13 protein-coding genes are annotated in these 15094 nt (G+C 66.8%); 3 read left to right on the top strand and 10 right to left on the bottom strand.

Features of this window, described 5'->3' with window-relative positions; translation table 11 throughout:
- The first annotated feature begins 165 nt into the window (after positions 1-165).
- Complete coding sequence (locus tag NS365_RS13785) at positions 166-633, top strand: MerR family transcriptional regulator (RefSeq protein ID WP_244497002.1); 468 nt, start codon at positions 166-168, stop codon at positions 631-633.
- A gap of 468 nt (positions 634-1101) precedes the next feature.
- On the opposite strand, the gene NS365_RS13790 is transcribed toward NS365_RS13785, so the two are convergent.
- Together NS365_RS13790 and NS365_RS13795 are read right to left on the bottom strand one after the other, a co-directional pair.
- Entirely contained in the window at positions 1102-1980 is an 879-nt protein-coding gene (locus NS365_RS13790) for a 50S ribosomal protein L11 methyltransferase (protein ID WP_058600845.1), read from the bottom strand.
- Between the two features lie 34 nt (positions 1981-2014).
- The gene (locus tag NS365_RS13795) at positions 2015-2635 is read right to left on the bottom strand and encodes an SCO family protein (RefSeq protein ID WP_058600846.1); all 621 of its coding nucleotides are present in this window, start codon (positions 2633-2635) and stop codon (positions 2015-2017) included.
- Positions 2636-2724: 89 nt separating this feature from the next.
- Between NS365_RS13795 and NS365_RS13800 the strand changes: the two genes are divergently transcribed.
- A complete protein-coding gene (locus NS365_RS13800) occupies positions 2725-3393 on the top strand; it encodes a DapH/DapD/GlmU-related protein (RefSeq protein ID WP_058600847.1) in 669 nt (222 codons plus the stop codon).
- Here NS365_RS13800 and NS365_RS13805 read toward each other — a convergent pair.
- Positions 3368-4564 carry an MFS transporter gene (locus NS365_RS13805; protein ID WP_082684599.1) on the bottom strand — a complete coding sequence of 399 codons (1197 nt, stop codon included), beginning with the start codon at positions 4562-4564 and terminating at the stop codon, positions 3368-3370. The genes NS365_RS13800 and NS365_RS13805 overlap by 26 nt on opposite strands.
- 211 nt (positions 4565-4775) lie before the next feature.
- On the opposite strand from NS365_RS13805, the gene NS365_RS13810 reads away from it, so the two are divergent.
- Positions 4776-5762: a TIM44-like domain-containing protein gene (locus NS365_RS13810; RefSeq protein WP_058600848.1), complete on the top strand. Its 987-nt coding sequence runs from the start codon at positions 4776-4778 to the stop codon at positions 5760-5762.
- A 70-nt stretch (positions 5763-5832) separates the two neighbouring features.
- Here the strand turns inward: NS365_RS13810 and NS365_RS13815 are convergent, their stop codons facing one another.
- From NS365_RS13815 to lpxC, 7 genes are all read right to left on the bottom strand, one after another.
- Complete coding sequence (locus tag NS365_RS13815) at positions 5833-6132, bottom strand: AzlD family protein (protein ID WP_058600849.1); 300 nt, start codon at positions 6130-6132, stop codon at positions 5833-5835.
- The gene (locus tag NS365_RS13820; protein WP_058600850.1) at positions 6129-6836 is read right to left on the bottom strand and encodes an AzlC family ABC transporter permease; all 708 of its coding nucleotides are present in this window, start codon (positions 6834-6836) and stop codon (positions 6129-6131) included. Before NS365_RS13820 ends, NS365_RS13815 begins: the two co-directional genes overlap by 4 nt.
- A gap of 442 nt (positions 6837-7278) precedes the next feature.
- Positions 7279-8154: a 3'-5' exonuclease gene (locus NS365_RS13825; protein ID WP_058600851.1), complete on the bottom strand. Its 876-nt coding sequence runs from the start codon at positions 8152-8154 to the stop codon at positions 7279-7281.
- Between the two features lie 208 nt (positions 8155-8362).
- Positions 8363-10843 carry an NAD-dependent DNA ligase LigA gene (gene ligA, locus NS365_RS13830; RefSeq protein WP_058600852.1) on the bottom strand — a complete coding sequence of 827 codons (2481 nt, stop codon included), beginning with the start codon at positions 10841-10843 and terminating at the stop codon, positions 8363-8365.
- A gap of 104 nt (positions 10844-10947) precedes the next feature.
- Positions 10948-12621: a DNA repair protein RecN gene (gene recN / locus NS365_RS13835; RefSeq protein ID WP_058600853.1), complete on the bottom strand. Its 1674-nt coding sequence runs from the start codon at positions 12619-12621 to the stop codon at positions 10948-10950.
- Between the two features lie 138 nt (positions 12622-12759).
- A complete protein-coding gene (locus tag NS365_RS13840) occupies positions 12760-13644 on the bottom strand; it encodes an outer membrane protein assembly factor BamD (RefSeq protein WP_244498450.1) in 885 nt (294 codons plus the stop codon).
- Between the two features lie 264 nt (positions 13645-13908).
- Complete coding sequence (lpxC, locus tag NS365_RS13845) at positions 13909-14850, bottom strand: UDP-3-O-acyl-N-acetylglucosamine deacetylase (protein ID WP_058600855.1); 942 nt, start codon at positions 14848-14850, stop codon at positions 13909-13911.
- Positions 14851-15094 lie beyond the last annotated feature (244 nt).

Below are 15094 nucleotides of genomic sequence, written 5' to 3' on the forward strand. Positions count from 1 at the left end.
AGGGAATATAAAGACAAGCGGGATTGAAGCTGGATTTTGCTTTGAGCGTCGCCTTGTGCGACATCAGGGAATATTCGAACAATCCCGAGCGATCCTTGCGAGCGACAAGGCCATCGCAGTCACGAATCGGCAGGCACGCTTTCGGCGTGAAAGAGAATGACGAATATGAACGAGGACGGAAGCGAGCAGGAATTCCGGATCACGGCCGAGCAGCTCCTGCGACTGGACACCGAGTCCAGCGAGGAAAAGCGCGCCGAGTTTCGGATCGGCGATCTCTCGCGCGAGTTCGGCGTCACGCTGCGTACGCTACGCTTCTATGAAGACCGCGGCCTTCTTTCCCCCGAAAGGAGGGGAACGACGCGCATCTATTCGCGCCGGGATCGCATGCGGCTTCGACTGGTTTTGCTCGCAAAGATACTTGGATTTTCCCTAACGGAAGCCAAGCAGCTGATCGACGTCTACCACCAACCCGACGGCCAGCGCAAGCAGTTAAAAGTTGCATTATCTCGGTTCGAGGAGCAGCGCGAAATTCTGGAGGAGCAGCGGCGCGAGATCGAGGAATCGCTCGACGCCATGCGCCTGACGACGAATTTCGTCAGCGACTGCCTGTCCAAGCTGGGCGGCGCGGACTGATCGGGCCGCATTCGGCGGCATCGTCTCTTCATGAAGGAAGTATGAAGATTTTGCCGAAATAGCCTTGCATTATGCTCAGGCGACCTATGCAAGGCGAGGCATGGCAGTTCTTGCTGCAGTGCATCATATGGAATGTGGGAGATCGAAAAAATCCCCAGACCGTATCGAGGCTCTTATGATGACCGCCCCTACCGAACGCTTTGGAGCCATGCCGGCTCATCTCGGCTACTCCCCGCGCCGCCCTTTCGGCGCAGACCGTTCGCGTCCCTCCAACCGCTCCATCCAGAGCGGCCGAGCCGTGTTTCTCGAGGCTGACCCGTTGGCCAGCTTGTCGGGCGCTCGCGGCTCGATGTTCGAAGCCTCAGCGCCCCAGCGCTTCTGAGGCCCGCGCCCCGCGAACGGGCACCCCTTCCCTCTCCGCGAGCCCGGCCGCTTTCCGCGTCCGGGCTCGTTTCGTTTCAGCCGAGATCAGGCCAGAGGCCGGTCGTTGCGCGTGAGGTGCAGCGTCACCCATTCGTCGCGGCGCAAGGTCTTGCGGTGATACAGGCCCTGAAGGCGATAGGCCGCGAGCACGGCGTCGCGCTGTTTGGCCAGAATGCCAGAGAGAACGAGATCGCCCCCGACGGCCAATTGGCGCGCCATCTCGGGCGCGAGCTGCATCAGCGGCCGTGCGAGAATATTGGCAACGATCAGCGAGAAGGGCGCATAGGCGGCGAAGGCCGGCCCTCCGAAGCCAACAGCCGTTTCGGCCCGCACAAAGGCGTGCGCACCATTGGCCCGGATGTTCTCGCGCGCCACCTTGGTCGCCACCGGGTCGATATCGGTCGCCAGAACCGGGATGCGGGCGAGCTTGGCAATGGCGATGGCCAGAACCGCGCTACCCGTGCCGAGATCCAGCGCGTTCAACGGGCGGCGGCGGCGCACCACTTCCTCGATCATCGACAGGCAACCGGCCGTGGTGCCGTGGTGACCCGTGCCGAAAGCCTGGCCCGCCTCGATCTCGATGGCGAGATCGTGCGCGCGAACCTTGTCGCGGTCATGCGCGCCATGCACCAGGAAGCGCCCGGCCCGCACGGGCTTGAGGTCGGCCAGGACCTGCGCCATCCAGTCGATCTCGGGCAGGTCCTCGCGCTCCGGCGTCAGCGGCGCGAAGGCCGCCGCGACGGCGTCTTCGTCCACGGCGTCGGCATCCTCGAAATAGACCGAGGTCTCATGGATGTCGGCGGCCTCGTCGATCTCGATATGGGCGATCGGGCAGCCCTCGTCGGCGAAGGCGGCGTCCAGCCTGTCATAGAGCGCTTGCGTGGCCTGCCGGTGCGAGCGGGCGAAATATCGAACCTGGCCCAAGGGCGGTTCCTTCCTGATGTTGACGGTCGAAAGGTCAGGAGGCGCTGAGGCGCTCCAGCTTGGCCTTGGCGGCGGCCGGGTCCTCGCCATAGGCGATCGTGCCCTTGAACTGGCCTTGCCGGTCGAGGAGCAGGATGGAGGCCGTGTGATCCATCGTGTAATCGTCGCCCTGCGGAACCTTGCGGGCATAAATACCGAAGCTCTTCAGCATGGATTCCACCGAGGCCGGGTCGCCGGTCAGCGCCGTGACATCGTCCGACAAGGCGCCGACATAGGTGCGCAACGTGTCGGGCTTGTCGCGCTCGGGATCGACGGTCACGAAGACGATGCCGAGATCCTTTCCTTCCGCCTTGAGAGCCTTCTGGTAGCCAGCCAGTTCATACAGGGTCGTCGGGCAGACGTCGGGGCAATGGGTGAAACCGAAGAACAGCGCGGTCGGCCGGCCGCGCAGAACCTCTTCCGTCACCGGCGCGCCCGCCTGATTCACCAGTTGGAACGGCCCTCCGTAAGCGCCCGCGCTGAGCACGCCCTCGGCCTCCTTCCGGCCCATCGCGAAGACAAGGACCATCAAGGCCAGAACGGCGGCGACCAGAAACCACAGGGCATAGCGCAGCGCGACGGTACGGCGGCTCGGCTTGTGAGGCGTGTTGGCCATGATGTTTGCTCCTGTCCTGGCACCTGCGATACATCAGCCGCGCCGGGCGGCAAAGCCGTCCCCTCTCCTTTCCGCCGAAGGCCACCGAAATGACCGACCCCGCCCCGCCGGACCTGCGCTTTCGCGACGACGAGCCAAAGCAGCATCCGAGCGCCGAGTTGAAGGGCGTCAAGCTCGGCCGCTTCTGCGAGATCGGCCAGCGCGTGAAGCTTCGGGACGTGAGCGTCGGCGACTACACCTATTTCGAGCGCGGCGGCGAAGCCACGCAGGCCGATATCGGCAAGTTCGGCTCGATCGCAGCCCATGTGCGGATCAACGCGCTGGAGCATCCCGTCGAGCGCGTCACGACGCACAAGGTCACCTATCGGCCCAACGAGTATTTCCGCTTCCTCGGCGTCGACCACGATTTTCGCGAGCGGCGCGAAACGAGGCGCGTCATGATCGGCCACGATGTCTGGATCGGCCATGGCGCGGTGATTTTGCCGGGCGTCACCGTGGGCACGGGGGCGGTGATCGGCGCCGGCGCGGTGGTGACGCGCGACGTGGAGCCCTATGCGATCGTCGTCGGCGTTCCCGCCAAGCCGCTTCGGATGCGCTTTTCGCCCGAGATCGCCGCGCGGCTTCTCAAGCTCGCCTGGTGGGACTGGCCGCGCGACTGGCTGTTCGAGGCCATCCCCGACATGCAGGAATTGGCGGTCGAGGCGTTTCTCCTGCGTTGGGAGGAGCGAGCGCTCAACCCGGACGCCGCTCGCCCGTGAGGAAATAGGCGAGCGCCAAGGCCGGGAAGAGACAGCCCATCAGCGCCACGCCATGCCAGCCGAAATGCTCGAGTACCGGGCTCGTCAGACTGGAGCCGAGCGCGCCGCCGAGAAAGAAGGTCGTCATATAGACGGCGTTCAGCCGGTTGCGGATCGCGGCATCCAGCTGAAAGATCTCGCGCTGCCCGATGACGAGATTGGCCTGCACGCCGAGATCCACCAGAATGCCGGCGAGCACCAGGGCGATGAGCGAGTGCGTGCCGAGAAACGCGATCGCCATGGCCCCGAGCGCCAGCGAAATGGCGATGAGCGTGCCGCGCCGGGAATGGCCGCGATCGGCCATGCGGCCGGCCACCGGCGCGGCCAGCACGCCCAGCGCGCCGCTCAGCGTGAACAGCGCCACCCATTGCGGCGAAAGATTATAGGGCTCGCGCAGGAGGAGGATCGGCGCACCGGTCCAGAAGATGCCGAAGGCGGCAAAGAGCGCCGCGTGGTAGAGCGCGCGGCGGCGGAGCACGGGTTCTCGAACGAAGAGCGTGCCGAGCGAGCGGATCAGCGCGCCATAACGCTCGCGCCCTTCCGGCTGGCGGCTCGGAAAGGCTCGCGACCCGGCCAGTGTCAGAAGCGCGACGAACACGGCCGATAAGAGAAAGATGCCCCGCCAGCCCAGGAACCCGGCAACGAAGCTCGACAGCGGCCGGGCCAGCAGGATGCCGCCTAGAAGCCCCGTCATGATATTGCCGACGATGCGCCCGCGCTCCTCCGGCCGGGCGAAGCTCGCCGCCAGCGGCACGATCATCTGCGCGGCGGTGGAGGCGATGCCGACCAGGAGCGTCAGCGCGAAGAGAAGCGGCAGGCTCGGCGTCAGGGCCAAGCCGATCAGCCCCAGCACGGCGGCGCTCATGGTGAGGAGAATGAGCCGGCGATTTTCCAGGACGTCGCCCAGCGGCACGAGCAGCACCAGCCCCAGCGCGTAGCCGATCTGCGAGGCCGTGACGATCGTGCTTTCCAGCGCCGGGTCCATGCCGAGATCCGCTCCGATCAGGGCGACGATGGGCTGCGCGTAATAGAGATTGGCCGCGAGCGCCCCGGCCGACAGGGCCATGGTGAAGGCCGCCGCGCCCGACAGGGCGGGCCGCGTCTGGGGTTCGGCAAGGTTTGGCAAAGTCATGGCGCCCCGATCCGTCAGGCATGCTGCGCAATAGGATGCTTATAGGGTGGCCCGTGCAGCAGCGAAAGCGGGCGCGGCGCGCTTCGCGGTTGCGAGATGGCGAAATCTTGATCGCTCATCCCCGGATCGTGGTCGGTCACTGCTTCTCAGGCCCGTCACCCTCTTCCTATATGAGAGTGCAGATATTCAACGCTTGCCGAAGGACTTCTCCATGAACCCCTCCCGAACCGGACGTTTCACGGCGCTTCTGGCCGTGCTGACGCTGGTCTTCTCGACGATGGTCGTGGACTATGCCGAAGCGCGGCGCGGCGGCAGCTTCGGCAGCCGAGGTGGCCGGACCTACCAGTCCGCGCCCGCCACCAACACCGCGCCGGCCGCAGCGCCCGTTCAGCGCTCCATGACCTCGCCCGGACAGGCGTCCAGTGCAGCGGCCGCCGCCCGCCCGGCCGCAGGCCAGCGCTCCGGCCTGTTCGGCGGCGGCTTCGGCGGCGCGATGATGCGCGGCCTTCTGATCGGCGGTCTGTTCGGCCTGTTGATGGGCTCGGGCTTCGGCGGCCTCGCCGGAATGCTCGGCCTTCTCGTGCAGGTCGCGCTGATCGGCCTTCTGGTCATGCTGGCGCTGCGCTTCTTCCGCTCGCGTTCCGGCCAGACGGCCTCGGCCAACGGCGCATCGCCCTTGAACCAGCAGCGCAGCGCCTACCAGGGGCAAAATCCCAATGCCGGCAACGGCACCTACGGGTCGGGCCTCGGCAGCCGCTCGGCCGCCGCGCCGAAGGCGGGCGTCGGGCGCGACGAGATCGGCGTGACGCAGCAGGATCTCGGCATGTTCGAGAGCCGGTTGAAGGCGCTTCAGGACGCCTATAGCCGCGAGGACTACAAGGCGCTGGAAGAGATCGCGACGCCGGAAGTCGTGTCCTATCTCGCGCAGGAACTGGCCCAGAACGCCGCGCGCGGCGTGCGCAACGAGGCGCGCGACGTGGAGCTTCTCCAGGGCGACGTGTCCGAAAGCTGGCGCGAAGGCCCACGCGACTATGCCACCGTCGCGATGCGCTACGGCATGATCGACGTGGTGCGCGACCGCCAGTCGGGCCGCATCGTGGAAGGCGACGAGCGCACGCGCGTCGAGTCCACCGAGGTCTGGACCTTTGTGCGCGAGCGTGGCGGTGCCTGGAAGCTGTCGGCCATTCAGGAAGCGTAAGCTTTCGCCGCATCACCGAAACACAAAAGGCCGCTGGATCACTCCGGCGGCCTTTTTCGTGGCACCCCTGTCAGGCCAGCCCGGCCGCGCGGGCGAGCGCCACGAGAACGGTCCCCACGATGACGGTCGATAGGAGGGACAGACGCAGCGCGAACACGGCGCAGAGCACGATCACCACCTTCTCGGCCATGTCCCCATCGATGAAGACCGGCATCACGATAGCCGTCAGAACGGCGGCGGGCACGGCATCGAGCGCGGCCTCCAGCCGGGGCGGCACCCGCTCCAGCCGCGCCAGCACGAGATAGCCGCCGACGCGTGTGAGATAGGTGAGGACGGCGGAGGCGAGGATCAGAAACCAAATCTCGCTCACGCGCCCTCTCCCTCTGCCGGCTCGCCGCCTGCCGGCGTGCGCAACACGGCGACGAGAATGCCGGCCAGGCCGCCGAGCGTGACGTGCCAGGGCGAGCCGAGCGTTCCGTAGGCGATGACGGCGGCCAGCGCGCTTGCCCCCGCCACCGGCCAGAACTGGCGGCGATGGCGAAAGGCCATGGTCTGCGCGAGGAAATAGATCGGCAGCGCGAAGTCGAGCGCATAACGCTCCGGGTTCTCGATCAGCCGGCCGAACAGCGCGCCGAGCAGCGTCGCCAAGGCCCAGCCGACATAGAGCAACAGCGCGAAGGTGAAGTAATAGGTCTTGCGCACCACGCCGTCCGACGCGCGCGCTTCCGCCGCCGCGAAGGAGGGATCCACCATCAGGAAGAAGGCCAGCGCCTTTTCCCAGCCGTTGAAGCGGCCAAGATGCCGACCGATCGACGCGGAATAGAGGACATGCCGGAAGTTGATGGCGAAGACGCCGATCAGAATGGCCCAGACCGGCGCGCCCGTGCCGATCATCTGCAGCGCCAGAAACTGGCTGGAGCCGGCATAGACGCTGAGCGAGAAGCCCAGTGTTTCGGGCAGCGAAAGACCCATGCGGGTGGCCAGGGCCCCGTAGACGCCGCCAAAGGGCACGAGGGCCAGGAGCAGCGGCACCGAATGGGCAAGGCCGGCACGAAATTCGGAAGAACGGGACAAAACGGGAAACCGGAACGGGTGTGATCCGCCCGTTCTAGAGGCTGTCACGGCGCAGGGACAAGCCTCATGCTGCGGCGGGGCGATTCAAACTCATGGCTGCCCATCCAGCGCGCTCGGCCGGGCACTGTTGGAGTTTTCGATAGCGGGGCGCGCAGTGTGAGTTGCCTTGCGCAACGGATCGGAGCTGAGAACTCGTGGACCCAACCTCGCGGCGGAGAACCGGTAAGGACGTTTCGTTGCTGCCGAGATGCCAAGCCAAAAAGCGGCTTGGCGGGGCCAGACCGGCGCAACGATCTTGGATGGCAAAAGCCCGCCGGCCCTCAAGGCGCTTCCCTGGTTCCCCGTATCAAGAGAAAGCACGGCGGGATGGACGCAACATCCGGCTTGCGCTCACCGCGAAAACGCGAGCGGAAAAGACTGCGGGGTGAACCCGGCGGCTTTGTCAAACAGGCTCTCCGAGCCCCGCCTTTTCCATCACGAAGCGTTCGAGCCGCGCCATGGCCTGCGCTTCGACAGGCAGAAGATCGGTGAAGTCGCCCTCGTGCAGGGCGCGCACATGGCGGCATTCGTCCCGGAAGCGCGCGCCGGGGCAGGAGCAGGCGAGCCGCCAAGCCCCCGCCCGGCCGAAGGGCGCCAGAAGCACGTCATAGGGCGTGCCGCGCGAACCGCGCACCGTGTAGCGAAAGCTCCCCTGCCCTGCGCCGGCCGGGCGCACCTGCGCCTTCAGGGCGCGCTCGGCTACGCCGCCCTCTCGCCGCGCCGGCTGCGAGGCGACCGCGCGGCGCAGGCTCAAGCGATCGGCCATGTCGGCGATGTCGAGCGCTCCCGACGCTGCGACGCCCTCCAGCGCGATATGGGCGCAGGCATAGGCGTCGTCGCCGGCATGGTGATGGCGAAAGCCGAGGCCGAAGCGCGTGGCCATGGTGGACAACTTGTGGTTGGGCGAGTCCGGCCAGAGACGGCGCGACAGCGCGACGGTGCAGAGCGCGGAAAAGCGCGGCTGCGCCAACCCGTACAGCGCCAAGCTCTCGCGCAGCACTTTCAGGTCGAAGCTCGCATTGTGCGCGACAACCAGCGCGCCATCCATCTCGGCGGCGAAGGAGGCGAAGATGTCGGCAAAGCTCGGCGCGTCCAGAACATCGTGCGGGCGAATGCCGTGAACGCGGATATTGCCGGGGTCGAAGCGCAGGTCGCGCGGCCGGATCAGACTATAGGCCTGCCTCGTGACGCGCCCCTCCTCCACGAAGGCGAGCCCGACGGCACAGGCGCTCGCCGCCTCGCTGGTGGCGGTCTCGAAATCGATGGCGAGGATCGTCATGCAGCTCTTTCAACGGGTTGTACGCACCCTATCCCTCTCATCGGGGCAGGAGCAAGGCGCGCGGTGCCTCATCCGAGCGTCCCACGGCACGGCGGAGCAATCGAGCCGTGCCTGCTCGCAAGCGCCGCGCCCAGAAGTGGGACGCTGCCCGACAGCCCCCGCCCACGAAAAGCCACGGTGAGGCGAACCGGCGAAACCGATCAGACGATCAGGCGATGAGCGCCAGCCATTCGTCCTCTGAGATCACCTTGACGCCGTGCTTCTGCGCATCCGCGAGCTTCGAGCCTGCGCCGGGGCCGGCGACGACAAGATCGGTTTTCTTCGACACCGAGCCCGAGACTTTCGCCCCCAACGCCTCGGCCCGCTCCTTCGCCTCCGAGCGCGTCATCTTCTCCAGCGTGCCGGTGAAGACCACGATCTTGTCCTTGACCGGCGAGGAGGATGGCGGCGGCGCGGCGCGCTCGTTGGTGGTGGAGACGCCCGCCTCCAACAAGGCCTCCACCGCCTCGCGATTATGCGTCTCGTCGAAGAAATGGATGAGCGAAAGCGTCGCCACCGTGCCGATGTCGCTGTCTCCCGTCAGACGCAGGAAGGCCTCGCCCGGCGCGCCGGCCTTGGCGCGGCGCAGGGCCTCGGCAAAGCCCTCCGCTTCTTCGCCATAGCGCTCGCGCAGCGCCACGCGCTGATTGGCCTTGAGGCCGAGTTCGCCGGCGCGCAGCGGCTTCCAAGCGGGGTCGGCCAGCTTGGCCTCGTCCACCGCCATCAGCCGCTCGAAGGTGACGCCGCCGATCGTGTTCAGGGCGCTGAGTTCGGCCCAGTCCTCCGAGGGCTGGCCGTCGCGCGCGGCGTCGATGCCCGCGATCAGCGCGCGCACATCGTCGAAATGCTTGGCCAGCGCCTTGGCCGAGGCTTCGCCGATTTCGGGAATGCCGAGCGCGAAGATGAAACGGTCGAGCGAGACGCTCTTGCGCGCCTCGATCGCCGCCAGAAGATTGTCGATCGCCTTGGTGGTTTCGCCCTTCTTGGCGGGCTTCACCGGCTCGCTCTTGCCCTCGGCCTGCCGGCGCGCTTCGGAGAGCGCCTTGCGCCGCGCCTCGATCACCTCGCGCAGCGCCTCGAAGGCCATGCGGAAGAGATCGGCGGGCTGGCGCACGAGGCCGGCGTCGAACAACTCTTCCACGAAGGTCTCGCCCAGCCCTTCGATGTCGAAGGCGTTGCGCGAGACGAAATGCTTGAGCCCTTCCTTGGCCTGCGCCGGACAGGTCATGGCCGCCGTGCAGCGGCGCACCGAGTCCAAGCGGCCGGTGCGCGGATTGATCTCGCGCTCGGCCTTGGAGCCGCAGATCGGGCAATGGTCGGGGTAGCGGAAGGGCTCGGCACGTTCGGGCCGCTTCTCGATCACGACATCCACGACCTGCGGAATGACGTCGCCCGCACGCTGGATCACCACGGTGTCGCCGATGCGGATGTCGCGCCCGCTCCGGATCGGGTCGCCGTCCGCGTCCCGCCCCGCCACATAGTCCTCGTTGTGCAGCGTCACGTTGGACACGACGACGCCGCCGACGGTCACCGGCGTCAGCTTGGCGAGCGGCGCGAGCTTGCCTGTGCGCCCGACATTGATGACGATGTCCTCGACCACGGTCGTCGCCTGCTCGGCGGAGAACTTGTGCGCGATGGCCCAGCGTGGGGCCCGCGAGACGAAGCCGAGTTCGCGCTGCTGGTCGAGATCGTCCACCTTATAGACGACGCCGTCGATGTCATAGCCGAGCCCCGCCCGCTCGGCCTCAATGCGGCGGTAATGCTCGATCAACCCTTCCACTGTCTCGAGCCGCCGCATCAGCGGCTCGGCACGACCGTTCTGCGGCACGGCGTTGGTCTGGAAGCCCATGGTCTGGAGCGCGGCGACAACCTCGCTTTGCGTCTTGCCCGGCAGCTCGCTCGTCTCGCCCCAGGCATAGGCGAAGAAGCGCAAGGGGCGCTGGCGCGTAACGCCAGCATCCTTCTGGCGCAGCGAGCCAGCGGCGGCATTGCGCGGATTGGCGAACTGGCGCGCGGCCTTTGCACCCTCCCCCTCGCCGGCCTCCGCCAGAAGCCGCGCATTGAGGCCCGCGAAATCGGCATGGGTCATATAGACCTCGCCGCGCACCTCGAAGATTTCGGGCTGGAAGCCCGTCAATTCGTCCGGGATATCGTCCAGCGTACGCGCATTGGCGGTGACATCCTCACCCACCTGCCCGTCGCCGCGCGTCGCGGCGGACACCAGCTTGCCCTTCTCGTAGCGCAGCGACAGGGACAGGCCGTCGATCTTGGGCTCAGCCGTGATGGCGAGCTTGGCGCTCTCCGATAGACCGAGGAAGCGGCGCACCCGCCGGGCGAAATCCGCCACGTCCTCGTCCGAAAAGGCGTTGTCGAGCGAGAGCATCGGCACGGCATGGCGGATCTTGGCAAATTTCGAGGACGGCGCGGAGCCGACCTTCGCGGATGGCGAGTCCGCCCGCACCAGACCCGGAAAGCGGCGCTCCAGCTCGGCATTGCGCCGGCGCAGCGCGTCGAACTCGGCATCCGTAATATCGGGCGCATCATCCTCGTAATAACGCCGGTCATGCTCGGCCATTTCGAGCGCGAGCCGTTCCAGCTCGGCCGCCGCCTCAGCCTCGGTCATCACGTCGAGTTCGGGAAATTCGGACATGGCGGATCGCACTCAAAGCAAAAGACATGGACGCGCAGCGATACACCGATTCTGGGGCGTCCGGCCGGAAAATCCCTTTCCCGGCCCTGCGATCTTTGCGCGCCTTAGCCGGCCACGCCGATCAGCCGCGCGGCGGCCGCACGCGCCTCGTCGGTCACGATGTCGCCGGCCAGCATCCGCGCGATCTCCTCGCGCCGGGCCGGGATGTCGATGGTCGCGACGCGCGTCGACAGGCGCTCGTCGCCCGGCACGGTCTCGGCCTTGGAAATCAGAAGATGCGTCGTCGCGCGCGCCGCCACCTGCGGCGCGTGGGTGACGGAGAGAACCTGCACCGTGCCGGCAAGCCGCGCCAACCGGCGGCCGATAGCGTCCGCCACCGCCCCGCCGACGCCCGTATCGATCTCGTCAAAGACCAGCGTCGGCGCCGAGCCCTTGTCGGCCAGCGCCACTTTCAGCGCGAGAAGGAAGCGCGACAGCTCGCCGCCGGAGGCGACCTTCATCATCGGCCCCGCGCGCGTGCCGGGATTGGTGCGCACCCAGAACTCGGCGGTGTCGATGCCGCTCGCCGCCCGCACGTTCGGATCGCGCGTCAGCTCCACGATAAAGGCGGCGCGTTCCAGCTTCATGTCGGGCAGCTCGGCCATGACGGCCGCTTCCAGAAGCTTGGCGGCCTCGACACGCTTCACCGACAGCGCCTCGGCGCGTTCATCGAACACGGCGCGCCGCTCGGCCACATCGGCGCTGAGCTTCACCAGCCGCTCCTCGCCCGCATCCAGCTCGGCGAGATCGGCCACCATCTTGGCCGTCAGAGTGGCGAGATCGTCCACCGGCACGTTGAACTTGCGGCCCGCCGCGCGCAGCGCGAACAGGCGCTCCTCGCACTGCTCCAGCGCGCGCGGATCGAACTCCAGCGTGCGCAGCGCACCTTGAAGGCTCATCTGCGCATCCGACAAGGCGTCCAGCGCCGTCTCGACGCGCGCCAGGGCTTCGTCCAGCAAGCCGGGTAATTCGTCCTTCTTGCGGTCGAGCCGGCGCAAGAGGCTGGCCAGACCGGGAATCGGCGACTGCGGACCGGAGAGTTCTTCATGCGCGTCGTTGACGTCGGTCGCGATCTTCTCGGACCGCATCATGGTCTGACGCTTTTCGGCCAGTTCCTCTTCTTCGCCCGCAACAGGGGCGAGCGCGGTCAGCTCTTCCACGGAGGCGCGCAGGTAATCGGCCTCACGGGCGGCGGCTTCCACCCGCGCGCGGTGGCGGGACAATTCGCTCTCGGCCTTGCGCCAGGCCCCGAAGGCTTCCGCGACGGAGGCCGCTTCCGCTCCGAGGCCGCCATATTCGTCCAGTAGCTGGCGATGCGCTTCGGGATCCACCAGCGCGCGGTCGTCATGCTGGCCGTGGATTTCGACCAGGGTTGCGCCGAGTTCCTTCATCAGGGAGACGCTGGAGGGCCGGTCGTTGATGAAGACGCGGGTGCGCCCGTCCGCACTCTGGACGCGGCGCAGGATGACGTCGCCATCATCGTCGAAGCCGTTGTCGGACAGGATGCGGCGCGCGGGATGGGTGGCCGACAGGTCGAAGACCGCCGAAACCTCGCCCTGTTTGGAGCCATGGCGCACCAGGCCGCCATCACCCCGCCCGCCCAAAGCGAGCGACAGGGCGTCGAGCAGGATCGACTTGCCGGCGCCGGTCTCACCCGTGAGCACGGACAGGCCATGATTCAGCCCGAGGTCGAGCCGATCGATAAGAACGATGTCGCGGATCGAAAGGTGAACAAGCATGCGCGCGAAGGGCTAGTCCGTGTTGGGACGCAAGGCAAGCGCGAAGATATGGTCGAGACCCGAGCGCTGGAAGAGGCGCTCAAGCCCCAGACATGAAAAAGGCCGGCGCGAAGCCGGCCTCGATCTCGTGCGCGGGGATCAGGCGCGGGGCGGGCGAACCTCGCCCTTGGCGGCCTGCGCATCGGGAACCTGATCGCGGCCGGCTCCCGTGATGAGGCGGGTCGCATTGCCGAACCAGGAGGCGCCGGCGCCGGCGCGCGGCTCCAGGCCCTTGCTCTGGAGCAGAGCGTAGGAATCCTTGTACCACTGCGATTCCGGGAAGTTCTGCCCGAGCACCGAGGCCGCCGCCTGCGCTTCCTGGGTCAGGCCCATCGCGTAATAGGCTTCCGTCAGGCGCGCCAGAGCTTCTTCGACGTGGCGCGTCTGCGGATAGGTGTCCACCACGTTCTTGAAGCGATTGATCGCGGCGATGTATTCGCGGCGCTCCAGATAATAGCGGCCGACCTGCATCTCCTTGCCGGCGAGCTGGTCGCGGGCGATGCGCATCTTGGATTTGGCGTCCTCGACATATTCGGACTGCGGGTAGCGATCCACCACCTCCTGCAGGGCAGCGGCGGCGCGCGCGGTGTCGGTCTGGTCGCGCGTCACATCGGGGATCTGCCGGAAATAGGACAGGCCGATAATGTACTGGGCGTAGGCCGCCTCGCTGGAGCCTGGATAGGTCGCGAGGTAGCGCCGGGCGGAGCTGATCGCGTCGTCATAGTCGCCCTTGCGGTAGCTGGCGAAGGCACGCATCACCAAGGCCTTGCGGGCGAATTCCGAATAGGGATGCTGCTTGTCGATGGCCTCGAACTTCTTGGCGGCTTCCCCCAGACGCCCCGCTTCCAGATTGGCGAGGCCCTGATTGTAGAGCTTGTCGGCCGGCTCGGTCTGCGAGGCGAGCGCCAGCGCGTCGATGTCCTTGTCCTTCGACGACATGCAGCCCGAGAGCAGCGCCGTCGATGTGGCCAGAGCCAGAACCATTGGGGCCGCGCGACCACGGCCGAACAGCGGCGTCTTGATACCCATCGAACTCAAGTCCCCCTGGCTTTCGAACGCGTCTGACACAGCGTTCCGCCCCCGCCCCTACTAACGCGCGGGCGACAGCGCATACAACGGTTCAAGGCGGGTTAACACGCCTTTTTTGTGGCATCCAGCGCCATGAGCGCCGTCTCCCCTTTCAAAACGAAAACGGCAGGAGCGCCAACTGCGCCCCTGCCGCCTGATCGGGAATGCCGGATGGGCAGTTCAGAGAACCTGCGGGCCGAAGGCCGGCGCGGCGGCGGCCACCAGCGGCGGCTGGCGCAGCGGCGTGCCGCGCTGCGCGCCCTCGACGATCTCGTAGGCCGAGCGATCTGCCATCAGCGCTTCCAGCGCCATCGCGTTCAGGCGATGGCCGCCGCGGAAGGAGCGGTAGCAGCCGAGAATCCGTGCGCCCACCAGCGACTGGTCGCCGATCGCGTCCAGCGTCTTGTGGCGCACGAACTCGTCCGTGTAGCGCAGGCCGCCCGGATTGATGACCTTGTCGTCGTCGCCGATCACGACGGAGTTCTCGAGCGAGGAGCCGAGCGCGTGGCCCGAGGCCCAAAGGCGCTCCACATCCTTCATGAAGCCGAAGGTGCGCGCATTGGCGAGTTCGTCGCGAAACAGGGTCGGCGTCAGGTCGGCGGCAAAGCCCTGGCGGCCGATGGCAGCGGTCGCGAACTCGATCTCGACCTCGAAGCGCGTGCCCTCGTAGGGGCGGTACTCGGCAAAGCCGCCATTGCGCTCGACCCGCACGGTCTTGAGAACGCGAATGAAGCGGCGCGAGGCGCGCTGGGCGACAAGACCGGCCGCCTCGATGGCGCGCACGAAAGCGCCGGCGCCGCCATCCATGATCGGGATTTCGCGGCCCTCGATCTGGACGACGACATTGTCGACTTCCATCGCGTAGAGCGCGGCCATTAGATGCTCGATCGTGGCGACATGCGGCCCCTTGAGATCGCCCACGATCGTGGACAGATCCGTCGAGGACACATTGGCCGAAACGGCGCGGATCTCGTGGATGAGACCCGAAGGTTCGAAGACATGGAACACGATGCCGGTATCGGGCTCGGCCGGATGCAGGGACAATTCGACCGTGGCGCCGGTGTGAACCCCCACGCCCTCGAACCCGATCCGTGCGCCAATCGTGTGCTGCTTCGTGACCACGTGACTCAAATCCTACTCAATGCCGAGGCTTCGGGATGGGGCCCATCCGGACGGACAGGATGCCGAGGCTCGGCTACACATCCCCTCGCAAGCGGTTCACCCGGCCTTCTAGCCCGGCGGACCGATACGTCGCGCGGGACGATCGAACCTGAGATCAAATTAGGTCGGGGACCGAATGTGGCCAAATCACGCTTTCTTACCCGATGTTACTGGAAAGCCGGTTAATGAAAGGGTTTAGGCCCCG

The sequence above is a fragment of the Aureimonas ureilytica genome (assembly GCF_001475935.1).
In the GTDB taxonomy this organism is placed as follows: Bacteria; Pseudomonadota; Alphaproteobacteria; order Rhizobiales; family Rhizobiaceae; genus Aureimonas; species Aureimonas ureilytica_A.

What these genes read in the sequence shown, in the direction of transcription:
- NS365_RS13785 (WP_244497002.1), top strand. Translation starts at nt 166, where the DNA reads ATGAACGAGGACGGAAGCGAGCAGGAATTCCGGATCACGGCCGAGCAG.
- NS365_RS13795 (WP_058600846.1), bottom strand. Translation starts at nt 2,635, where the DNA reads ATGGCCAACACGCCTCACAAGCCGAGCCGCCGTACCGTCGCGCTGCGC.
- NS365_RS13800 (WP_058600847.1), top strand. Translation starts at nt 2,725, where the DNA reads ATGACCGACCCCGCCCCGCCGGACCTGCGCTTTCGCGACGACGAGCCA.
- NS365_RS13805 (WP_082684599.1), bottom strand. Translation starts at nt 4,564, where the DNA reads ATGACTTTGCCAAACCTTGCCGAACCCCAGACGCGGCCCGCCCTGTCG.
- NS365_RS13810 (WP_058600848.1), top strand. Translation starts at nt 4,776, where the DNA reads ATGAACCCCTCCCGAACCGGACGTTTCACGGCGCTTCTGGCCGTGCTG.
- NS365_RS13825 (WP_058600851.1), bottom strand. Translation starts at nt 8,154, where the DNA reads ATGACGATCCTCGCCATCGATTTCGAGACCGCCACCAGCGAGGCGGCG.
- ligA (WP_058600852.1), bottom strand. Translation starts at nt 10,843, where the DNA reads ATGTCCGAATTTCCCGAACTCGACGTGATGACCGAGGCTGAGGCGGCG.
- recN (WP_058600853.1), bottom strand. Translation starts at nt 12,621, where the DNA reads ATGCTTGTTCACCTTTCGATCCGCGACATCGTTCTTATCGATCGGCTC.
- NS365_RS13840 (WP_244498450.1), bottom strand. Translation starts at nt 13,644, where the DNA reads ATGGTTCTGGCTCTGGCCACATCGACGGCGCTGCTCTCGGGCTGCATG.